This is a genomic window from Paenibacillus sp. GM2FR (assembly GCF_002803325.1).
Classification (GTDB): domain Bacteria; phylum Bacillota; class Bacilli; order Paenibacillales; family Paenibacillaceae; genus Paenibacillus_AQ; species Paenibacillus_AQ lautus.
In genome coordinates this window covers 621891-645471 of record NZ_MKZM01000008.1, presented here as the reverse complement: position 1 = coordinate 645471, position 23581 = coordinate 621891, and the positions used below count along the sequence as shown (strand labels likewise).

Here is a 23581-nt window from a genome sequence, read left to right as displayed (position 1 = left end):
CTAATGACTATGTATGAGCGCGGGGGATGTTTCATACCTATAGGACGTGCCGATTTATCTATAATATGATTGCAATTGATCTTTAATGCCTAACGGATTGCTTAAAATATTCTCTGCTCTAAAGAAGATGCTGCCTTTAACCTCGGCATAATTCTGATTGTACTTCAGTTGATTGATGATTTCCGCTGCGCTCTGCCAACCGATCTCACTGGTTCCCAGTTTGTAGGGCGCATGACCGATCAGAAGGTCTACGCCGGTTCCTTGTACTTCACTGACCCACCAGTCAACCAGCTTATCATAATCGGCGGCAGGGTTACTCATGCTCCAGTAGATTTGCGGAGCTACGTAATCGATCCAGCCATTCTGAATCCAGGCCCTCACATCGGCATACATGCTGTCATAAGCCGTCACACCCGCTTTTGTATCCGATCCCGTCTTATCCACGGATTGGTTTCGCCATACGCCGAAAGGACTGATTCCGTATTCAACACTAGGTTTCACACGGTGTATGCTCTCTCCGAGCGATTGTACAAATGCATTGATATTTCCACGGCGCCAGTCCGCAAGGTTGGAATACGCACCTTGATTGTATTGGCGGTATGCCGCATCATCGTTGAAGACCGTATTGGATGGGTAAAAGTAATCATCCAGGTGAATACCGTCAATATCGTATCCGTTCACGACCTCCATTATGGTGTCGATGATATGCTGCCGAGCTTCCGGGATCCCTGGATTGATGTACAGTTGCTTACCCGTGTTCACGATCCAATCGGGGTGGCTGAGCGCAACATGGGACGGATCGAGCGATGCTGTCAAAATATCGGTGTTTGCCCGGAAAGGATTGAACCATGCGTGAAACTCCATATTCCGTTTATGCGTTTCCTCTACCATGAAAGCTACCGGATCATACCCCGGATCCGCTCCTTGAATGCCTGTCAGCACCTTTGACCATGGCACTATAGATGAAGGATACAAGGCATCGCCAGCCGGACGTACCTGCACGTACACGGTATTGATGCCAACGTCCTGGAGTGAATCCAGCAAGGCGATGTAAGATGCCTTTTGCTGTTCTGCGCTGGTCTTTGTTTTCGGCCAATCCAGATTAAACACCGTGGATATCCAGGCCCCTCTGACCTCATCCCCCGTCGATACCGGCGGTGGAACGACGTCCGTGCCTGTGGTCAGCGAGATACGCTGTGCCGCTTGGTTCCATTCGACTTGCACGCCCAGATTCTCGCTGATAAACCGCAGCGGAACCATAACCCGGCCGTTCTTAAGTTCAACCGATGCATCCAGAGCTACGGATGAACCGTTCACAAGCGCGGTTTTGCTGCCGGAAGTCAATTGCAGACTCGAACCGTCCATCCCGATCGTTACCGTCTTTGACTTCTGATTCCAAGCGACCGAAGCGCCCAGGCCTTCACTGATAATTCGCGTAGGCACCATGGTTACATGGACCTTGGGCAATATGTAAGGGGATACGTCACTGTTTAAGGTTACACCGTCCAACTGAATACTAATGCGAGCTGCCTTCGCTTGCGCAGTTGGGACCACCGACGGGAGACACAATAGTAACAGGATCAGTACCAACAACCATCTACGAAGCTTCATTTCTATTAATCCTCCGAAAATATGAAATTTGCAGGTAATCTAACTTATTATGATAACACTAGAAATATGACGGTTCAGTTTAAAAAAGCATCTGTCACAAGCGGACAGATGCCACATTACGATTCGTTGACTAATTCATTATGAACGTCACGCAAATCCTGAAGTCGATTCTCATCGCGCTTGAAATACTCCACAAGCGTCTCAATTCTCGTAATGGAATCCCAGCTTAAATGATGCTCGATTCCTTCAACATCCCTGTAAATATTTTCATCCTGTACACCTATCATCTCAAGGAATTCCTCAAGCAAATGATGACGTTCCATGAGCCGTTTGCCCATTTTTTTGCCTTTGCTGGTCAAAACCAAACCACGATATTTTTCATAGATCAAATATTCGTCTTTGTCCAGCTTTTGAATCATCTTCGTGACGGATGAGGGGTGAACCTCCAAGCCTTCGGCAATATCCGAAACGCGCGCATATCCTTTTTCGTCGATCAACTTGTAGATGCGCTCCAAATAATCCTCCATGCTAGGTGTCGGCATCTTATTCCCTCTTTTCTATAATTACATAACCCGTGCAAAAACCTGTTTTACCTGCACTAGTAATGATACATGTTTTTGAGACCGGTTGGCAAGTCCTGGTCCAATCCTATGCCATATTGACCTATGAATTGAACCAGCCTTACCCCTGCCATTAGAATTTAAGCCATTCCGGCGTAATGCCTTGCAGCCAAATCGTAATTTTGTACATTTGATCTGTGAAGAGCAGAAGCCCCATCAGAATCATCAAAACGCCGCCGACCTTCATCAATGTGCTTGAATACTTGAGAATCCAGCGGGTGGAGCCGATGAAAAAGGCCAGGATGAAGAACGGCACCGCAAACCCCAGCGAATAGGAGGTAATCAGCGGGAACCACGTTCCCGGATCGGAAGCTGCCAGTGCGATAATAGCCGTCAAAATCGGTCCTACGCAAGGCGACCAGCCTGCGGCGAAGCCGATGCCAAACAGAAATGTTCCTATGTATCCGGTCGGTTTGGATTTAAAATTGAATTTCCGGTCCTTCATGAGAAACTTAGGCTGGAAAATGCCAATGAGCATAAGTCCCATCACGATGATAAGCAGTGCAGACAGCTGACGAATCAGGTCCTGATATTCCGTGAAGAACTCCCCGAATAGGCCCGCCCCCCAACCGAGGGTATAATAAACGGCAGAAAACCCAAGGATGAACGCGAGTGTGTGCGTCATGGTCCGGAATCGGACCTCCTTGCGGTTCTGTTCGTTCTTCAGGTCATTGACCGACATGCCTGTAATAATAGATAAGTAGGACGGGTACAGCGGTAAACAGCATGGAGATATAAAAGAAGCAAAACCGGCAGCAAACGCGATGCCGATATTAATATCAGCCATTTTATTTCAGAACCCCCTTATGTCGTAAAGCCCTTTTTGCCGACAAGCGTAATGATAAGCAGGCTGATCAGCAGCAGCACGATGGTCGCGCCCGGTGCCAAATTAAATACGCCCGCAAGCATCAGTCCCCCGATAACGGCAATTTCGGAGATGATCACCGATAAGACGATAGAGCTTCGGAAGCTTCTCGCCAGCAATAAACTGATCGCTACCGGAATTACCAGCAATGCGGACACCAGAAGCGCACCCACAATTTTGATGGCGGTGCTTACGACAAGCGCCGTCAGTACCGTAATGATCATGTTCATCATTTTGACAGGCAGGCCGCTCACGCTGGCCGCATCCTCCTCGAAGCTGAGCAGGAAGAACTCCTTGAAGAACATCACCACGACCGCAATCACAACGACGGTTACACCGCCCACCATATAAATATCCGTGGAATCCAGCGTGTAGATGCTGCCGAACAAATAACTCATAACATCCGTATTATAGCCCATTCCCAGGGTGAAAAACAGCGAAGCAAGCGCAACGCCGCCAGACATAATAATGGCGATGGACAGCTCGGCATAACTTTTATATGCCTTTCGCAGCTTCTCAATCGCAAACGAGGCCAGCACCGCAAACACAAGTCCTGCGGCAAGCGGATAGACTTCGATCAGAAACCCGAGCGCCACACCCGCAATCGTGACGTGCGACAACGTATCTCCGATCATGGACAGCCTGCGCAGCACAAGGAATATCCCGATAAGCGGGGCCGTGATACCGATCAGAACCCCTCCGATCAGCGCCCGCTGAAAAAAATCGCTAAACAAAATATCAAGCAATGATAACGTCCCCTTCTCCTGCTTCAAAAAGCTTGTTTCTATAAATTATACGAGCGAATGCTGCAGATCCACTTCCGCGCAGTTTTCGATGTCATGAGAATGTCTTACAAAAAACTGAATTTTTCCGTTCTGCGATACCGGCGATTCTCCCAGGTAGTCTTTGACCATGTCCAAATCATGGGTGACCATCAGAAACGTCATGTGATGATGGGCATGCATATGGGTAATCAATTCAAAGAATCCGGCCTGGGTCTCGGCATCAATGCCGATCGTAGGCTCGTCCAGGATAAGCAGATCCGGACGATTGATGAGCGCCCGAGCTAGAAAAACGCGCTGCTGCTGTCCCCCGGACAGAGCACCGATCCGCTTATCGGCAATATCCTGAATGCGCATCACTTCCAAAGCGTCCTCACATTTCTGGTGGTCCAGGCGGTTCAAACGGCGAAACATTTTCTTCCGATTATATAGTCCGGACATGACAACTTCACGCACAGTGGCCGGGAACAGCGGATTAAATGAATTTTTCTGCGGAACGTATCCGATGCGTTCCCAGTCCTGAAACTTGCGGATCGGCTGACCGAAGAGTTCGATAGACCCTTCCGCGGCAGGCAGCAATCCAACGATCATGCGGAGCAAAGTGGTTTTGCCAGCCCCATTAGACCCGACAATACCTACAAAGTCCCGCTCTTTTATGGTGAAATTGAGATCCTTGATCACCTGTTGCTCGCGGTAATGAAAGGATACATCCTTGATTTGTACAATAGGTTGGTGGCAATCCTGTGCTGCCGGCTCCATAATCAGGCCGCCTTTCTCTTTGTAATCTTTCTATCTATAATATGAAAATAAATAAACATCCATAACACGAAAGAAGAGGGGGATATGCTCCCCCATCTTCCTTATTGTAAAGCCTTCGTTAGATTTTGCAAATTTTTCTCCATCAGTGTGAAATAATTCTCACCGGCGCTCGCCTGCTCTTTAGTCAGTCCCTCCACCGGATTCAACACCAAGGTTTCTACGCCCGCTTCATTCGCCAGCGTTTTGGCAAGTTTATCCGATACGAGCTCTTCAAAGAAAATATACTGGACTTCCTTCTCTTTCACCGTCTTCGTGAGGTTCACCATATCCTGCGCTCTGGGCTCCGCGTCCGGCGAAAGTCCCATAATCGCATGCTGCGTCAAGCCATAATCCCGGCAAAGATAGCCAAACGCCTGGTGGGAAACGACAATGTCTTTTTTCGGCATTTTGGACAACTCGCTTGTGAAATCGTTATCCAGTTTAACCAGCTTCTCTTTCAGGGCTTCAAAGCGCTGTTCGTAGCCGTCCTTATGCTCGGGATCCACCTCGACCAGGCTGTTCTTGATATTCTCTGCCATGACCAGTGCCGATTTCGGGCTTACCCATGTATGCGGATCCGTATGATGTGTGTCGGTGCTAGTCCCAGCGGACTCTTCTTCGTGTTCATGGCCCGCATGGTCTTCTTCCGTGCCTTCCTCGTGGCTATGGTCGTGCTCTGCTTCGGTGCCATCCTCGTGGCTGTGATCGTGCTCTGCTTCGGTGCCTTCCTCATGGCTGTGATCGTGCTCTTCTTCATGAGCTGCTGCCCCGTGTCCATGACCATCGTCTCCCACGGCATCAATCAGCTGGATGCCGTGACTGACTTCAATCGGCTTGACTTGCGTGTCTTTATCAAGTCCCTTCAAAAATCCGGGTACCCAGCCTTCCAGCCCGGCACCGTTATAAAGAAACAGCTGGGCCTTGGAAGTATTCACGATATCCTGACTGCGTGGTGTCCAATCATGCGGCTCCACGCCCGTTGGCAGAAGATTTACGACATTGGCGTCATCCCCGCCAATTTCCTTCGTAAATTCATATATTGGATAGAAGGTCGTAATGACGTTTACCTTGCCTTCTACAATGCTGCCGCCGGATTTACTTCCGCACCCCGACAGGATGAGTACCGCCAACAATATAGAGGTTACACTCCAGGTCCAACCGTTAAGTTTGTTCTCTCTCTTTCTCTTGTTCATGTTCATCTCCCCATATCCGCTCCGTTCAATTAATCGTAATCTTTACTAACAAGATTATAAGAGCAGGTAAACCCAATTGTCAACCAAATCGTAAAAATTACTATTAATTTTCAATAGAGATGTTATATACCCCGTATTAAAGTGCGTGTTCAAAAAGGTCGATTTTCAGCACCGAAGCTTATCTTCCGATGTGCGTTTTTTCAAAACGCTCAGTTGGATGAAGCTAGGGACGTCAGGAGCGGAGCGTACGTTTGGGTACGTGAGCACCTGAAATGTTTCCGCAGGAAACATACTTCGGAAGCTTCTACTTAGGCCCGGCTGAATTCAAGATTCGATGCCGAACTACTTCCTGATTCGCTTCGTGTTAGATATAGAATTTATGAGTTATCAGTGGAACTGATGAAATTCGATATCGCAAGAAAACCTACCTATCCATCGCGGTCGCTCATCCTTGAAGTGGCCTCGATAGAGGTTTTCCTTATCAAAAGCGGACTTTTTGAACAACCTCTTAAAGGAAAAAATAACGGCGTACCCTTTAATAGGGTACACCGTCTATCGCGACTTCATTCAATGCGAGAGCGTTTTATTTAACAACTGCGCCGTTAGGCATGCCCTCCGGTACCGTTGCAAGCGTCAGCTGGTCACCGTGGGAGGCGGCCAGAATCATGCCTTGCGACATTTCGCCTCTAAGCTTCACCGGTTTCAGGTTCGTTACGCAAATCACTTTGCGTCCGACCAATTCCTCCGGCGTGTAGAACTTCGCAATGCCGGATACCACTTGCCGCTGCTCAAATCCGAGATCGAGCTGCAGCTTGAGGAGTTTGTCCGCTTTCTTGACCGGCTCGGCAGCAATCACCTGCGCTACGCGCAGTTCTACCTTGGCAAAATCTTCAATCCCGATTTCCTCTTTAAGCTCCACAGGCTCCTCCGAGCTATCGGTGGGCGAAGCTACTGCCGAGGTCGAAGGCTCTTCCTGGGCGGCCTTCGTACCGCCTGTCATCGCCTCTGCGATGTATGCCACTTCCAGCTCTGTATCCAGGCGAGGGAATATCGGCTCGCCTTTTTGAAGCTTCGTCCCAGCCGGTATGGCTCCGAACTGGCGTCCGCTTTCCCAAGTTGTCCATTCGCCTTCTGCCAAGCCCAGCTGATCCCACATTTTCTTCGGCGTACGGGTCAGGAACGGCTGCAGCAGGATCGATGCCACGCGGAGCGTCTCCACCAAATGACTCATGACGGATGCCAGTTCATTTCGTTTGCCCTCGTCTTTGGCCAGCGTCCATGGCTGGGTCTCATCGATATATTTGTTGCTGCGGCTGACAAACTGGCTGATGGCCGTCAGCGCAACCGAAAATTCCATATTCTCCATAGCGGTTTCGACTTTCTCATAAACCGACTTAGCCGCTTCCTCGATTGCTGCATCAAACGGCGTTACGCCTGCGGAGAAAGCCGGAACTTCTCCGTCAAAATATTTATCGACCATGGCCACGGTACGGTTCAACAGGTTGCCCAAATCATTGGCCAGGTCGGAGTTCACCCGCTCCACGAAGCTTTCTGGCGTAAAAGTACCGTCCGCCCCGAATGGAACTTCGCGCAGCAGGTAATAACGAAGCGCATCAAGACCATACCGGTCTATCATCGTAACCGGATCGACTACATTCCCCTTGGACTTGGACATTTTCCCGTCCTTCATCAGCAGCCAGCCGTGAGCAAACACCTTTTTCGGAAGCGGAACATCGAGCGCCATCAGAATGATCGGCCAATAGATCGTATGGAAACGCACGATCTCCTTACTCATCAGGTGTACGTCGGCCGGCCAGTATTTGTCATACAGGCTGGTGTCCTCTGTACCGTATCCGAGTGCCGTTATATAGTTCAGTAGTGCGTCAATCCACACATAAATCACGTGCTTCGGATCGCTCTTTACCTTCACGCCCCACTCATAGGTCGTACGGGACACAGCCAGATCCTCAAGACCCGGTTTAATGAAGTTGTTGATCATCTCATTCTTGCGGGATACCGGCTGAATGAAATCCGGATTCTCCTCGTAATACTGAAGCAGGCGGTCCACATATTTGCTCATGCGGAAGAAGTAGCTCTCTTCCTTCACCAGCTCTACGGGTCGTCCACAGTCCGGACAGTTGCCGTTGACAAGCTGACGCTCCAGGAAGAATGACTCACAAGGCGTGCAGTACCAGCCTTCGTATTCACCCTTGTAGATGTCATCCTGCTTCAGCAGACGTTCAAATACCTCCTGCACCACGGTGGTGTGCCGCTGCTCCGTAGTGCGAATGAAATCCTCGTTGGATATGTCCAGCTTTTTCCACAGGTCCTTGATGCCTGCCACGATGTCGTCAACGAACTGCTGCGGGGTTTTTCCAGCCTCCGCCGCTTTGCGTTCAATCTTCTGTCCGTGCTCGTCGGTCCCCGTCAAATAACGGACATCGTATCCACGAAGCCGCTTGTAGCGGGCCATGGCGTCGCCGGCCACCGTAGTATAAGCATGGCCGATATGCAGCTTGTCGCTTGGATAATAGATTGGCGTTGTAATATAAAACGTCTTTTTGTCTGCCATAGTAACCTTCCTTTACCGTGAAATGAATTGTCGTGTCAGGCTATTTCTTTTGATGAAAAACAGCAGTAGACAGCAAAAAACCCCCGTCCCTATGGGACGAGAGTTGTTCTCACGTGTTACCACCCAAATTCCCTGTCCCCTTACGGGTAACAGGCTCGTCTGCCGTCATCCGGCAGTCCATTAACGCTGGCTCACGCCGCTTCTTTACGGCAGCCTGATTACCCGGACTGCAGCGCTCAAAAGCGGATCCTCCAAGACCATTTTCCGAAATTCGCCAAGACCGGTTTCCAGCTGCTCCGGCTCTCTGTTCAAGGCAAGCTTTTCGTACTTATCTCTTCCTCGGATATACCTATAATTTCTTACATTTTAATCAAACCGGCTGCGGCGTGTCAAGGTTAAGCGCGATCCGAAGGACTGATATGTCTAAAGACAGCTGCATTCCGTCCCATATCGAGTAGGATGCCCCAAAAACGCTATTTCTCTGTCAATGAAGACGATACCTTATCCTTGCGCGGCGGAACCATGTCAATGCCGCCAGGATGAAACGGATGGCATCTCGCTATTCGCTTTGCTGCCAGCCAGGAGCCCTTGAGCGCGCCGTGCACCTCAATTGCTTCGAGAGCATAGGCCGAGCAGGTTGGATAGAATCGGCAGGTCGCCGGTTTCAACGGAGAAATGAATTTCCGATAGAAGTGGATCGGCACCTTCACCACTCTGCGTGCCGTGCTCATGCCCGGCTATCCCTCTTACCACCACTGGCTGGAGACGTTTCCTTATCGGTATTGTCCTTGCCGCAATCCCTGCAGTAACCGAACACTTCGAATTTATGCTGAACCACCTGGAAATCATCCGGTGCATCGGTCAGCTGCATCGGGCAGAACGTAATCGGGTACGTCTTCTGGCACTGCAGGCAGATCATGTGATGATGGTGATGTTCTTCGCTGCAGCGTCCTCGAAACTTGATGCCTTCCTCGAACACAACCTGCTCCAATACGCCTAACTCGTACAATACCCGAAGATTCCGGTACACCGTATCAAAGCTTAAACCGCTGTACTTCTGGCCCATATATTCGTACACATCCTTGGCCGTCAAATATCCAGGATGTTCCCCAAACAATTTGGCAAGCGTCTTGCGCTGATCGGTAATGCGCAGCCCATGTTCCGACATGGCGTCGATGATCTGTTCCGTCGTAAGCATACGGAGGTAACCTCCTCTACTTGAAGATACTCTCTTCTTATAATGCCTGAAAAATAAGACAGCGTCAATGAAAGCGGTTGTGTATAGGCTAAACGCCTCCAAGATACTGCGCCGCTGGAACGCGAAACGATCGGCATTTGACGTGATCCCTTGGAGAGTGCCAACAAAAAGGACAGCCCTAACCATGTGCTGGCTGTAGGCTGTCCCTCTATTACGAATAAATAATGGATTAGTTCTTCACTTGCGGAAGCGGCTGGAACAGAATGTTGATTGGCAAACTGCTTCCCGGTGCCGCCGTAAACAGAATTTCCACGGTCTGCTCGTAATTCCCCGTCCGATAGAGAACGGCAGCTTCATTCGGTGCAGATACAGCGCCTCCGCTTGTATTCGGCGTCTGAATGATATTTCCGTTCACCATCATTGCCCCCATGTATTTGCCTCCGCGCGGATTCAGCGTGATCAGCGTATTGGGCGCTACGCGGTGCAGCTTGATTTTGTACAGGACGCCGAAGTTCCCGGCATTGGATTGATATGAACCGTTAATGCCATCATATCCTTCCAGATTCGGATCGTTTGTCTTGTCACCAAGCGCAAGACGGGTAGGCGTGTTGCCAACCAGATCATAGGATTCAATGATCCGTGTCGAGTCCGGGTACGTTCCCCGGTTATGAACGCCATCGCTCGGATGAAGCTTCAGGTAAGGAAGCTTTTGAATCGGATCCTTGGCTTCATCAATCATGATGACATCATACCGGATCGGCGAATCCGAATAGAGATCAGCAAACATGGAGAGCACCTGCTGATTCTTCATGGTTTGCGCGCTCAAGTCTTGCAGAATGACCCGGCTTTCCCCAGGGGCGAGCGAAATCGTCTTGAATGAATCAGCTGATTGCATGGACTCGAGGTAGCGCTGAACAGCCGCTTTTCCCGTGGCAGTCGGAATATTAATCGGACCGCCTATTCCCGTATACTCGGTTGTCAGACGCGCCGTCATGGTGTTGATATTGGTGGCGACGACGTACATCTTCATGTTCTTCCCGGTTGCGTTCAAGTGGTGAATCATAAACCGCGTGCTGGCATTGCCGACCTCGCGGTAGACGATACCCTCTTGATAGACGGTTTCCGGTGAGTTGCTGCGGATCAACAGATAAGGTTCGGAGCTTCTTGTAATCGGCATCAGATTCCATGTCGGCACTGCGGATCCGTCAAAGGTGTATTTGTCGCCGATGCCCGTAAACAATTGATTGAATTGATCACGCGTATACAATACTTCGCTCGTTACGTTAATAATCTTCTCGTATGAGCTGGTCGCTCCATGTTTATCGGTAACAATCAACAGCACTTTATGCGGTCCTGCCGTAAAAAAGGCCTGATCATTGTTTTCCCACTTATACGAAAGCTCATCGCCAGGATCGTTGTCATAACTCATATTCATGTACGTTATTTTCTCACCGATCTTATATTCCTGTTTATCCGTTTCAAACATGGCCACAGGCGGCGTATTCGGTGCGGATACTTGGATGCTCAATATATACGGGTCGCTCCACTCCCCGCTGGAATCCTGTACCGAGTAGGAAACCGTATGCACGCCGGGTTCGTCAAAAATCTCTTCCCGGCCTTCCCAATGCTCGTCAACGATAGCCAGGCCCGTCGGCGAATAGGCATTCGTCTTATACGTAACCCTTGTTTGTCCGGCAAGGATCTCACTAGGCTGCACCGTGAAGGAAGCTACCGGCTTTGCGCTCAGGGTAAGAATAACCCGTTTGTTCGGCTGGTCCACCCGATAGGTGATGTCCAGCGCCTGCGTGATGCTGGTCAGCGGCACCATGAACGTATTGTTGGACTGGTATGCCGGTCCCTTCATCGATTTTCTGACCCCGTTTACGGTGTACACGCTGCTGTTCGTCTTAAAGCGCAGCTCATCGTTACCTCGGATAATAATCGTTTCCTTTGTCTTGCCGTCATAGGTCAGCTTCAGGCCAACACGGTCGACGAGGGATCGAATCGCGACATAGGATACGCCATTCTTGACTGCCATAGGCTGTCCGGCGGTATACGCTTTTCCGTTCTGATACATCTTGTTGCTGTTCATCATCAGGATCAGGTCATTCGGACCGAGGTTCGGTATGTTCGGAACCTCGCTGCCGGATCCGCCGCCGCTGCTGCCCCCCGGCTGTTCGCCGCTATTGCTGCCGCTGCCCATTCCGGACAGATCGAGAATCACTTTCTTCTCCGGTTGGTTCACCGTGTATGGAATATCAAGCGCTTGAGTGATCGCGGTCAGCGGAACCATAAACACGTTGTTGCTTTGGTAGGCAGGGCCTTTCATCGGACGCACCTGTCCGTTGACTTTATAATGGCTGCTTCCTGTCGTGAATCGTAGCTCATTGCCATCCTTAATGATAATGGTTTCCTTCGTCTTATTATCGTAAGACAGCTTAAGTCCTGCGCGCTCAACCATGGCGCGAATGGCGACATAGGATACCCCTTGCTTCACGGCCATCGGCTGTCCCGCTTTGTACTGCTTGCCGTTATGGTACATCACATTGCTGTTCATCAACAGCACCAGTTCATTAGCGGCTGCATTGGTAATGCCGACTTCGGGCTTGCCTTCGGCCGGACTTCCTTCTTCGTTCTCAGATACTTCATTATCGGAAGGATCGTTTTGCGTGTCCTCCTGCTGTTCATTTGGTGCAGAAGGTTCGGCATTCGGATCGCTAATCGTGCCTTCGACTGAATCAGAAGGTGTTTCCTTTGGCGTTGCCGATGTTTCCTCCGCTTGCTGCAAGTCCGTCTGTTGTTCTCCACTCTGCTGGCTTTGTCCTTCCACCGGGGACTGCAGCGCTGACTGGCTATTTAGCGCCGGAGCTGTAATATCCGGTGATTCAGCTGCCGCGGGAAATGCCATGGATACCTGGGCCGCGGCAAGGACTGTAATCATCGAGATTCTCTTGAAATTCATTCTCTACTCCTTTAAAACTCTCAGTATAGTCTGTCTGCCTCTATTGGACATACTATTAGACGCGGACTTTCCCGAAAAGTTGCTCAGAAATGGCTGGAAAATAGGAAAACCGGAGCATTCCTAGGTAGGAAGACTCCGGTTCCAGCAACCTTTATTTAATTATTGACATAGTCCTCATTACATCTCCAGCCTAGCGGATAAGTCTCGCTGATCCCTACCGGGAGCTTACCCTCAGGCTTAACCTGTCCGATCAAGACGCCCGCGGCTGCATTCATATAATAAGGTGTGTTCTCGTAGCTGCAAACATACGTCGGAACCGGCGGAAGATCATTGATATCATAGGGATTACGGGTAGCGACGATAACAAGTGCCACATCCTCAAGTTCAGCCAGCTTGTTCACCAGCTTCTGCTGGCCAGCAGGAAGACGGCTCTCCGAGGTGTACGTAGCGACTACAATCTGTTTATATCCTTCAGCTGCCTTAACGGCTTGCTCTACCTCTTCATCGGACATATCCGTTCCGACACGCAGATCGTCTGCCTGAACCCCGTAACTTCTAAAGGCATCCCCTAAGGTGTAGCTCTTGCTCCATGCTTCATCCACCTGGGTTGCCTGAAGCAGTTCAGGCCAGATCACCGCGACGGCCTGCTCCGGCTTAAGAGGCAGCTGCCCTTCGTCTTTCACCAGCGTGATGCCTCTGCCTGCGATTTGAGCCAGCCATTGTTTGGTCTCTTCCGAAACCTCGCCAATCGGGTAGACCGGAAGCTCCTCTGCGAGCTTCGCATTACGCTGCTTAAGCGCCAATATCCGCTCTACAGCTGTATCGATCAGATCCTCTGAAAGTCTTCCGCTGCGGACAGCCTCAATGACGGCCGTAATCGCCGCCGTCTGCTCGGATAGATTATGGCTGACCAGTACGCAGTCCGCACCCGCTTCGATCGCGCGTATCGCGCCCTCCGGAATTCCGTACTCTTTGGAGATTGCATGCATCTCAAGGCAGTCCGTTACGATCAGTCCTTCAAACCCCATCTCTTCCCTCAGCAAGCCCGTTAACACGGCATGAGAGAGCGTAGCAGGCAGATCACTCGGCTCTATCGCCGGGAAACTGACGTGAGCCGTCATGATGGCATCCACGCCGCCCTGGATCGCTTGCGCGAACGGATACAATTCCACGCTGCGGAGCCGTTCCAAATCATGCGGTACAGAAGCCCGCCCGAGATGAGAATCGACGCTAGTGTCGCCATGCCCCGGAAAGTGCTTAGCCGTAGCGGATACGCCTTCTTCCTGGTATCCCTTAATCGCCGCAGTCCCAAGAGCGGCAACAGCTTGGGGATCTTCGCCGAAGGAACGCACGCCGATGACCGGATTACGAGGATTGTTGTTCACATCGAGGCAAGGAGCGAAATTCATGTTTACACCGAGTGAACGCAATTCGCGCGCCCCGATTTGCGCTACCCTGTACGAATCCTCCGCGCTGCCCGCTGCTCCAAGCGCCATATTCCCCGGAATGCGGCTGATGCCTTCATGATCAATTCGTGCGACCATACCACCCTCTTGATCAATCGAGATCAGAAGCGGGAACTTTTGGCTGTCCGATGCGAGCTGCTGCAAGGACTCCGACAGCTCGGCAAGCTGAGGCAGCGTTTTCACGTTCCGGCGAAAATAGCAGATGCCCCCGACCTGATATTGTTCGATCAGGATTTTGGCATGCTCATTCGGCGTCAGTGCGTTGAAGCCGCATATAAACATTTGTCCTACCTTTTGTTCTAACGATAAATCTGCTGCCGTCCATTTCATTGATTCCATACCTACCTTCCATCAATTTAGAGGACTTTGCAAGCCAGGCGGGATTGACCTAGTGATGACTTTAGCAGCCTGCATGGGTCCTATCAAAACCTATACCGTTGCCTCCCCGGACATTTCCCGAAATTCGGATGGCGTCATGCCGGTAGCCTTTTGAAATACCTTGGTAAAATACCGCCGCTCATGATAACCGACAAAGGAGCCGATCTGAGCGATATTCTTATCGCTGTTCACCAGCAGGAACTTGGCAGCCTCCATCCGCTGTCTCGTCAGGTACTCCACAAAGGTAAGTCCGACATGGTTCTTGAACAATAAACAGAAGTAGCTGGAGCTGATGCCCAGATGCTCCGAAAGCTCCTCAATCCCCAAATCCTGCCCCATATGGGTATTGATATACTCCAAAGCCGACGTTACCAATTGTTCCGGCGTTTTCTTTACAGCTTCGGGATTCGGAGCCTCATCAATAAGCGAAACGGTGCTGTAATACTTCTCTTTCGCCCTTTTCTTGCGGATCTCCTCCCCGATCTCCCGAATCTTCATCTCGAGTTCTCCGTAATGAATCGGCTTGCTGATGTAGTCCTTGACGCCCAGCTTAATCGCTTCCCGTGCATATTCAAACTCCTGATACCCCGTCAGCAAAAAGATTTCCGCCCGGCTTCCTTTCTCCCGGATCTTCGTAATAAAGGACAGTCCATCCATGACGGGCATCCGGATATCACACAGGATCAGATCGGGATTATACTGATCCGCTACTTCAAGTGCTTCCATCCCGCTTCGGGCAAGTCCGACAACCTTCATGCCCATCTCTTCCCAAGGCAGAACCTTGCTGAGATTGTTCAGGATGGGAGCCTCATCATCAACTAATAATGCCTTCAACATGCTGCCCTTCCCCCCTATCATAATTGGGTATGACGCATTGTATAACGGTGCCGCCGGAGCGGCTTGAGCATATGAACAGACCGTAATAATCCCCGTACTGAATTCTAAGCCGGTCAGCCACGCTCCGCAGTCCAAGTCCCCGTCGTTCCTGGTTCACTTTGAGATTCTGCATCGTCGTCTGTTCGGATCCGTTATCCTCGGACACCATATATTCAAACATGGACAACTGCTCAGAGGTCATGCCGAGTCCGTTATCCTCTACCCGAATGATGACATTACCGAGCTCCTTCCATGCAGAGATCCGTATCCATCCCGTATAAGAAATGCCTTCAAAGCCATGCTGTATGCTGTTCTCAACCAGCGGCTGCAGCGTCAGCTTCAAGATGCGGCTGTGCATAAGCTCTTTCGGCACGTCAATCTCGTATTCGAACAGGTCCTCGAACCGAAACTTCTGGATTTCAAGATAACTCTGCAAGTGCCTGATTTCTTCATCCAGCGTAATTTCTTCCTTCTCCTGTATACTAATCCGCAAGATGCTGGCAAGCCGGTAAACCATCTCACTGACCTTCCGTCCTTCATTCTGGACAGCGAGAACATTGATCGATTCCAAGGTGTTAAAAAGGAAGTGCGGCTTAATCTGCGCCTGCAGCACACGCATCTCCGCGTCGGTTTTCTGCCTCTGCTCCTTTTTGATCTGCGCAAACAGATTGTTGATCCGGTTCATCAAGTTGTTGAACCCTTTCGACAGCAGCAGCAGCTCATCTTCTCCCTTCTCTTCAACTCTCGCGTTCAAATCCCCATCCTCCACGCGGCGCATAAACCGCACGATAACAGCGATCGTCCCGGTAATCCGATTCATGAATAGACGGTTGAACACAATCGCGGTAACCAGACAGAGGCCCATAATGACGAAGAACCACTTGGCAAAGGAAGTAACCTCCTGTGAGAGCGAGTTCCAGTCGGTCACCGAGACGAGATTCCAGCCGTAATCATTCAGATGATAGATGGAAACAATATTCTCTTTCCCGTTAAACTTGGCTTTAAAGCTTTGGTAGCCTTGCTTAAACTCAACGTCACGCTTCATATATTGGCTGATATTTTGACCATCCATATCGTTTTTTGGGTCAAATAAAATGAAGCCTTCATTGTTGACCAACATAAAAGATGTGTTCTGCAGATTGTTAGGCAGTGTCAGATTACGGAAAATCTCTTCAAACTCCCACCTCTTGATCTGGACCACAAGAATCCCCAGTTTGCGGAGTGTCGTGACATCCTTAATCAACCTGATCTGCGTAAATACCGGCTCCGCCCCCGTTAATTCCGGAAATTCGTGAGGAGCCAGCCATTTGGGAATCCCGTTTAGCTGAACCACCTCTTCATATAAGGGACTATTCTTAAACTCTTCATAAGGCAGCGTCCTGAAATCTTCTTTACTGAATATAGGAATCGGTGATGACTCTTTATTAAAATGATATAAAAACGCATAACTGATCGCTGGATGATTATATAAAAGATTCCGAAAGCTCCGCTGTCTGTCGTTCAATTTCAGCTGGTCCGCATTGGATTCCTTAATCAGGTTCTGCGCATCGGGATCCTTGGCGTTCAGCGCCATGGCGAAGACGGAGGTGGCAATCCCGTTATCCGTGACGTACTCCATCTCCTTAAACACGCTCAGAATGCTGTAGCTGATCGCTTTGAGCGAATATTCGGCCTGCTGGCTGTACTTTTCCTCTATCGAATTGTAGGTAATAAAGAATGTAAATAGGCCCAGCACAAATAACGGAATAATAATGAGCCCCAAAAAGGCCGTGAATAGTTTGTTCCGCAAATTCATACGCATGCTCCTGCTCCTAGGATTACCCCTTGACGCTTCCTGCGGTGACGCCTTCAATGATCTTCTCTTGCAGAACGGCATAAATGATAAGGACCGGCAGCACGCTGAATATGATACCCGCAGACATTTGTGCGTAGTTCATATTGTAGGCGTCTCTGAAACCGACCATTCCGACAGGCAGCGTTCTCAGTTCATCATTCGATAGGAAGTAGTTAGCAAGCAAGAATTCGTTCCAGTTACCGAGGAAATTGATGATAAATACGGTAACGATGGCCGGAACGGTCAGAGGTAAGATAATTCTAGCAAACAACCCTCCGGACCTCAATCCATCAATAACCGCAGCCTCCTCGATTTCACCGGGCAGCGAGCGCATAAAGGCAGCCAGTATAATAACCGAGAACGGGATGGCATTGGCAACATACGGCAGAATCAGAGCCATATGCGTATTCAAAATATCCAACTGCCTCATCATGCCATATATCGGCAGCATGAGAGAGTTATTCGGAATCAGCATGCCTATCAAAATACATTGAAAGACGATGGCGCTGATCCGGTTGTATCTCATCCGCGTCACGGCAAAGGCCAGCATCGCCGCAAACAGAATCGACAAGCAAGCTGACAGCACGCCGATGTATAAGCTGTTCCAGAAATACGTGCTAATCTTGGCGCTCACCCATGCGTTCACATAGTTATCAAATACCAGCGTGCTAGGCAAACCAAAAGGGTTCGTTGCAATGGACTGGTTATCTACCTTCACGGAAGAGAACAGGACGAACAGGAATGGATACAGTATGACGAGCAGGTATGCCATCAGAAAAATGTGCGGGATCAGTTTCTTTATTGCTCTCATCAGTATTCAATCCTTTCGTTGCGTCTTGCGATCAGCACCTGGTAGAGCACCGTTACGATAATTGTGAAGAGGAAGATCAGCACGGCGATCGAATTGCCAAAGCCATGCTTGAAGCTTGTAATCGCATATCGAATCATATATGTCGCCATAACGTCGGTTGAGCCGGCCGGCCCGCCCTTAGTCATAACCAGAATAATGTCCGCCGCTTTCATGGCTCCCGCAATCGAAAGCATGATTACAACAGAGATAATTGGCATAATTAATGGAAGCGTGATTTTGGTTGCTCTTTGGACGCCTGTCGCTCCATCCATTGCCGCAGCCTCATCAAGCTCTTTGGGTATGGATAAAATTGCGGCAAGCACCATCACGATGTAAAAGCCGGTCCATTGCCACGCATTCGTGATCAGGATGGCAATCATGGCCCATTTGCTATCCGATAACCAGTAGATGGGTTCAATTCCAACCAGCCCTAAAATCTCATTCATCAGACCAAAGTCCGGGTTGTAAATGAATCCCCATAAAATGCCGATCACAGCCGTCGACATGATGGATGGTGCGAAAACCGCCGTTTTATAAAGCCCCTTCAACCGCTTCACGTTTGCGATTAACAGGGAGAAGAATACGATTGTCGGAACCTGGATTAAACAGGAAAAGAGAATGAAATAAACGTTGTTCCTGACAGCCTTCCAAAAAGCATCGTCATTCAAGGCGGTCACATAGTTATCGAACCCAATGTACTTCACATCTTTGGAAATGCCGTTCCAGCTCGTAAAACTGTTGTCAAACGCAGTAAAGATCGGGTATATGAAAAAAGCCAGAAACAGCAAGAATGCCGGCAGCACAAAAACGATGTAAATCAGAGGATTTCTCAGCGCTTTGTTCATGGTAACCTCCGTATTTATGTCTGATGTTGTTTAGGCGAAAGGGCACCCCCATGTACCGCAGCGGGTGGTGCCCTTTCGTCTAGAATTTTAGTTATTCCTCTGAAGCATTAGCCGCTTCTTGCGCTGCTTGCACATTCTCCAGCATCTTCTCGGCATCAAGCTCGCCGCCGATGACCTGCTGAATTCCCATGCTCAGTGCGGTGTTCACGTCTGCTTGAACAAGTGCATCAAAGGCAGGGAAGGATTTGTTGATCTCACTGACGCCTTTGAAAATGTCCTGCATAAGCGGATCATCCGAAGTGGAGTTCATTGTTGCCAGATCCATCTTCATGGCCGGCAGTACACCGTCTTCTTTCAGTCCGCGAAGCTGCATCTCATCTGTCCACATATTTTTAATGAATTCTTTAACCGCTTGAAGTTTACGAGGATCTTCTGCTACCGCTGCGGAGAATCCATATCCGTTGTTTGCGTCCTGCATGACGATGACAGGGTCGCCTTCATTAACCGGAGGCAAGTTGAAGTAGCCGACCTTACCTACCATATCACCTGCTTGAGCCGGATCTCTAAATACGGAGTTTGCCCACGATCCGTCCATCATCATGACGGCTTCGCCGGTGATCATTTGGTTTCTCATATCCGCGTATTCGAAGCCGAGCTCGCCTTTTTTGAAGTACCCTTTTTCCACCCATTCCTGATGCTTCTTCACACCTTCCACGACTTTCGGATCCGTCCATTTGGTTTCTCCGGTCTTGAAGCCATAAGTAACCTCCGCACCTGCATAGTAGCTCCACAGGTTATTCGTGGTCATGAGTGGAATCCAAGCATCCTTGGAGGATTGCGCAAAAGGAATCTTGCCGTCGGCTTTGATCGTTTCGGCAATTTGCTCCAGTTCGGCCAATGTTTTTGGAACACTCAGGCCTTTTTGTGTGAAGTAATCCTTGTTATAGAAAATACCTTCAATGGAACCGCCAATTGGCAATCCGTAGATCTTGCCGTCATGTGTGAACGGGTCCAGTGTCGTAAATTTGTCTTTAATGCCCAGTTCATCCAAAATCGGAGTCAAATCGAGCATCAAGCCTTCTTTGGAATATACGCCTGCATCCGGGCTGCCGAACACGTCGAATACTTCCGGCGGCTTACCGGCTGCCATCTCGCCTCTCAACTTCTCTTTACGGTTCACTTCAGAGTCTACAGCGTCCAGCTTGATTTTCAGTCCGGGCACCGCCTCTTCGGTTTTACTGACCACATCGTTCAGCAATGCGAGACGGAACTTCTTGGATTCACCTACTTGCGTATGGCGAATGGTGATTTCAAACGGCTCATTGCTCACCGTTCCTTCCGAACCACCTGACGGTTTTTCTGCTGCCTTGTCACCGCCGCCGCATGCAGACAAAAGCGTGGATGAGACGAACAGAAGCGACATGAATAATGCCAGACCCTTTTTCTTCATTGTCTTTGACCCTCCCGAAGTGTTTGTATACTTGATAGGCGCTTTCCTTACATCTTCATTATAGAAAGCGATTCCACTTTTCGATAGGTCGATATTTTTCTATCCAAGGGATAAAATCCTCTACAAAAAACAATAACCCTTCCATATCTAGGAAAGGTTATTGTTATTAATCATAACATATTATGTTTAGTATTATACGGGTGGCATTAATTCTGGACAGTCTGTATTTTCTCGGGTATCTCGCCAATCAACCGGTAAGCGCGTGCCACTTCTTCCTCGGACGGAGAAGGCACGCCCTCCAATGGATAAGCCATGCCGAGCTCCTTCCATTTGTACACACCCATCTGATGGTAAGGCAAGATTTCGAATTTCTCCACGCCGTGCAGCGTCCGGATGAATTGACCGAGTGCAATCAAGTCGTCCTCGCTATCATGGATGCCCGGCACATAGACGTGCCGGACCCACATGTTCCGATCATGGTCAGACAGCCAGCGGGCGGTCTTTAACGTCCTTTCATTGGACTTCCCGGTAAGCTTAATATGCTTCTCGTCGTTGATATGCTTCAGATCAAGCAGCACCAAGTCGGTAAACTCCAACAATTCCGATATTTTCTCCGGTTCATTATAGCCGTTGCTGTCCAGCGTTGTATGCAAATTCCAGCGGCGCTTTACTTCCTTGAACAGCTCTGTGACAAAAGGATACTGCAATGTCGGCTCACCGCCGGAGACGGTTAATCCGCCGCCCGATGAACGGTAGTAGCTCAGATAAGGTTCAATCTCAGCCAGCACGTCCTCCACCGTCATCTCGCGTCCTTCATGCAGTCCCCAGGTATCCGGATTATGGCAGTATTGACACTTCAAGAGGCAGCCCTGCATGAAGAGCACAAAGCGGATACCCGGACCGTCCACCGTTCCGAACGTTTCTATGGAGTGTACATGACCTTTTAGCATGGTGCGTCATCCTTTCTGTATCCGCTATGGTTGTCTTCCATTCTTACATCGATCCGTGGAACGTACGGTTGATGACATCGAGCTGCTGTTCGCGCGTCAGTTTGACGAAGTTGACCGCATATCCGGATACCCGGATCGTTAACTGCGGATAATTCTCCGGATGCTCCATCGCATCGATCAGCTGCTCCCGGTCAAATACGTTGACGTTCAGATGGTGCGCTTTGCTGCCAAAATAACCGTCCAGCATCGAAACCAGGTTGTTCACACGGATATCACTCTCTTTACCAAGTGCTTTGGGCACGATCGAGAACGTATTCGAGATGCCGTCGAGGCTGTCCTCATAAGGCAGCTTGGCCACGGAGGTCAGCGAAGCGAGAGCTCCCTTCTTATCGCGTCCGTGCATCGGATTCGCGCCCGGAGCAAACGGCTCGCCTGCCTTACGTCCATCCGGCGTGGTTCCTGTCTTCTTGCCGTATACGACGTTCGACGTAATCGTGAGCACCGATTGGGTCGGCATGGCATCACGGTAAGCCTTGTGCTTGCGAATCATGCTCATGAAGGCTTCGACCAACTCAACGGCGATGCTATCCACGCGATCATCGTTGTTGCCGTAGCAAGGGAACTCGCCTTCGATTTCAAAATCCACCGCAATCCCTTGCTCGTTGCGTACCGGCTTCACCTTCGCATATTTAATCGCGCTCAGTGAATCCGCTGCTACGGACAGGCCTGCGATGCCGCATGCCATCGTGCGCAGGATATCCCGGTCGTGAAGCGCCATCTCAATCCGTTCATAGCTGTATTTGTCATGCATGTAATGGATAACGTTGAGTGTATTCATATAGAGCTTCGCGAGCCATTCCATCATCGGCTTGAATCGCTTCATGACTTCATCATAACTCAGAACCTCGGCGGTGATGGCCGGATATTCCGGTCCAACCTGGGCGCCGGATTTCTCATCCTTACCGCCGTTGATCGCATACAGCAGCGCTTTGGCAAGGTTCGCTCTGGCTCCGAAGAACTGCATCTGCTTCCCGATGCGCATGGCGGATACACAGCAGGCGATGCCGTAATCGTCTCCGTAGATCGGACGCATGAGATCATCATTCTCGTATTGAATCGAACTGGTTTCGATCGAAACCTTCGAACAGTATTTTTTGAAGGCTTCCGGCAGCTTCTCCGACCACAGCACCGTCAAGTTCGGTTCCGGAGCAGGTCCCAAATTGTACAGGGTGTGCAGGAAACGGAAGCTGTTCTTGGTCACCCTCGTCTCACCGTTTACCGACATCCCGCCGATGGATTCCGTCACCCACGTCGGATCCCCGCTGAACAGCTCGTTATAATCCGGCGTACGCAGGAATTTCACGATCCGAAGTTTCATAACGAAATGGTCGACCAATTCCTGGGCTGTCTCTTCCGTCAGCTTGCCTTCAGCCAGATCCCGCTGAATATAAATATCAAGGAAAGAAGATACCCGGCCAAGCGACATCGCAGCGCCATTCTGTTCCTTGATCGCAGCCAAATAACCGAAATACAACCACTGGAATGCTTCCTTCGCCGTATTCGCAGGCTTGGAAATGTCAAAACCGTGCATACCCGCCATTTCCTTCAGTTCCTTGAGTGCCCGCATTTGTTCAGACAATTCTTCGCGCAAACGGATAACCGGCTCATCCATGGCATCCACTTCAAGCTCGGCGAGTTCTCTCAATTTGTCCTGAATCAGTGCATCTACACCGTATAACGATATTCTGCGATAGTCACCGATGATACGTCCGCGACCGTACGCATCAGGAAGTCCCGTAATAATCCCGGCCTTGCGCGCTGCTCTCATCTCAGGAGTATAGGCGTCAAACACGCCTTGATTATGCGTTTTGCGGATGCCGTTAAAGATGTCCACAACGGCCTGCGGCATTTCAAAGCCGTATGCGTTGCACGCATCAATCATCATCCGGATCCCGCCAAAAGGTTGAATCGAGCGCTTGAACGGCTCATCGGTCTGAACGCCGACAATCTGTTCTTTATCCTTATCCAAATAGCCAGGTTGATGGGAGGTGATGGTTGAAGGTGTATGGACATCCACGTCCAGAACCCCGCCGTTGTCCCGTTCCCTTATGGTTAAATCCGATACGATATCCCACAGTGCTTTGGTGTTATCCGTGGGTCCTGCCAAAAATTCATCAGAGCCATAATAGGGAGTAATGTTCTCTGCAATAAAATCATTAACGTCAATTCGCTTGGTCCATTTACCTGATTTAAAACCTTTCCAGCCTGCTTCTTTTTCAATCACCGACATATCGAATCCCTCCTAGATTTGCTGGGGCTTGCAAGGACAGG

At 49.9% G+C, this 23581-nt stretch carries 18 protein-coding genes; all 18 read right to left on the bottom strand.

Annotated features, from left to right (window positions below; translation table 11 throughout):
• Positions 1–54: 54 nt before the first annotated feature.
• On the bottom strand, positions 55–1611 hold the full coding sequence (locus PAEVO_RS03055; RefSeq protein WP_100536224.1) for a family 10 glycosylhydrolase: 1557 nt from the start codon (positions 1609–1611) through the stop codon (positions 55–57).
• A gap of 116 nt (positions 1612–1727) precedes the next feature.
• Positions 1728–2153 carry a transcriptional regulator MntR gene (gene mntR, locus PAEVO_RS03050; RefSeq protein ID WP_009591262.1) on the bottom strand — a complete coding sequence of 142 codons (426 nt, stop codon included), beginning with the start codon at positions 2151–2153 and terminating at the stop codon, positions 1728–1730.
• A 151-nt stretch (positions 2154–2304) separates the two neighbouring features.
• On the bottom strand, positions 2305–3018 hold the full coding sequence (locus PAEVO_RS03045) for a cytochrome c biogenesis CcdA family protein (protein ID WP_100536223.1): 714 nt from the start codon (positions 3016–3018) through the stop codon (positions 2305–2307).
• A 17-nt stretch (positions 3019–3035) separates the two neighbouring features.
• Positions 3036–3842 carry a metal ABC transporter permease gene (locus PAEVO_RS03040; protein WP_100536222.1) on the bottom strand — a complete coding sequence of 269 codons (807 nt, stop codon included), beginning with the start codon at positions 3840–3842 and terminating at the stop codon, positions 3036–3038.
• A gap of 45 nt (positions 3843–3887) precedes the next feature.
• Entirely contained in the window at positions 3888–4637 is a 750-nt protein-coding gene (locus PAEVO_RS03035) for a metal ABC transporter ATP-binding protein (protein WP_100536221.1), read from the bottom strand.
• A 101-nt stretch (positions 4638–4738) separates the two neighbouring features.
• Positions 4739–5869 (bottom strand): metal ABC transporter solute-binding protein, Zn/Mn family, encoded by a 1131-nt coding sequence (locus tag PAEVO_RS03030; RefSeq protein ID WP_100536220.1) that lies wholly within the window; start codon positions 5867–5869, stop codon positions 4739–4741.
• Positions 5870–6452: 583 nt separating this feature from the next.
• The gene (gene metG / locus PAEVO_RS03020) at positions 6453–8441 is read right to left on the bottom strand and encodes a methionine--tRNA ligase (protein ID WP_100536218.1); all 1989 of its coding nucleotides are present in this window, start codon (positions 8439–8441) and stop codon (positions 6453–6455) included.
• Between the two features lie 473 nt (positions 8442–8914).
• The gene (gene yidD / locus PAEVO_RS03015; RefSeq protein ID WP_076320856.1) at positions 8915–9172 is read right to left on the bottom strand and encodes a membrane protein insertion efficiency factor YidD; all 258 of its coding nucleotides are present in this window, start codon (positions 9170–9172) and stop codon (positions 8915–8917) included.
• Complete coding sequence (locus PAEVO_RS03010) at positions 9169–9639, bottom strand: Fur family transcriptional regulator (RefSeq protein WP_100536217.1); 471 nt, start codon at positions 9637–9639, stop codon at positions 9169–9171. The genes yidD and PAEVO_RS03010 overlap by 4 nt, the downstream gene beginning before the upstream one ends.
• Before the next feature lie 229 nt (positions 9640–9868).
• Complete coding sequence (locus PAEVO_RS03005) at positions 9869–12601, bottom strand: copper amine oxidase N-terminal domain-containing protein (RefSeq protein ID WP_100536216.1); 2733 nt, start codon at positions 12599–12601, stop codon at positions 9869–9871.
• 155 nt (positions 12602–12756) lie between these two features.
• Positions 12757–14397 carry a beta-N-acetylhexosaminidase gene (gene nagZ, locus PAEVO_RS03000; RefSeq protein WP_100539307.1) on the bottom strand — a complete coding sequence of 547 codons (1641 nt, stop codon included), beginning with the start codon at positions 14395–14397 and terminating at the stop codon, positions 12757–12759.
• A gap of 99 nt (positions 14398–14496) precedes the next feature.
• Positions 14497–15282 carry a response regulator transcription factor gene (locus PAEVO_RS02995; protein WP_100536215.1) on the bottom strand — a complete coding sequence of 262 codons (786 nt, stop codon included), beginning with the start codon at positions 15280–15282 and terminating at the stop codon, positions 14497–14499.
• Positions 15260–17116 carry a cache domain-containing sensor histidine kinase gene (locus tag PAEVO_RS02990; protein ID WP_100539306.1) on the bottom strand — a complete coding sequence of 619 codons (1857 nt, stop codon included), beginning with the start codon at positions 17114–17116 and terminating at the stop codon, positions 15260–15262. The genes PAEVO_RS02995 and PAEVO_RS02990 overlap by 23 nt, the downstream gene beginning before the upstream one ends.
• 22 nt (positions 17117–17138) lie before the next feature.
• Positions 17139–17966, bottom strand: a complete 828-nt coding sequence (locus PAEVO_RS02985; RefSeq protein ID WP_100536214.1) for a carbohydrate ABC transporter permease — start codon at positions 17964–17966, stop codon at positions 17139–17141.
• Positions 17966–18850, bottom strand: coding sequence for a carbohydrate ABC transporter permease (locus PAEVO_RS02980; protein WP_100536213.1), 885 nt, complete (start codon positions 18848–18850; stop codon positions 17966–17968). Before PAEVO_RS02980 ends, PAEVO_RS02985 begins: the two co-directional genes overlap by 1 nt.
• Before the next feature lie 91 nt (positions 18851–18941).
• The gene (locus PAEVO_RS02975; RefSeq protein WP_100536212.1) at positions 18942–20300 is read right to left on the bottom strand and encodes an ABC transporter substrate-binding protein; all 1359 of its coding nucleotides are present in this window, start codon (positions 20298–20300) and stop codon (positions 18942–18944) included.
• A gap of 206 nt (positions 20301–20506) precedes the next feature.
• The gene (pflA, locus tag PAEVO_RS02970) at positions 20507–21250 is read right to left on the bottom strand and encodes a pyruvate formate-lyase-activating protein (protein WP_100536211.1); all 744 of its coding nucleotides are present in this window, start codon (positions 21248–21250) and stop codon (positions 20507–20509) included.
• Between the two features lie 43 nt (positions 21251–21293).
• On the bottom strand, positions 21294–23540 hold the full coding sequence (gene pflB / locus PAEVO_RS02965) for a formate C-acetyltransferase (RefSeq protein WP_100536210.1): 2247 nt from the start codon (positions 23538–23540) through the stop codon (positions 21294–21296).
• Positions 23541–23581 lie beyond the last annotated feature (41 nt).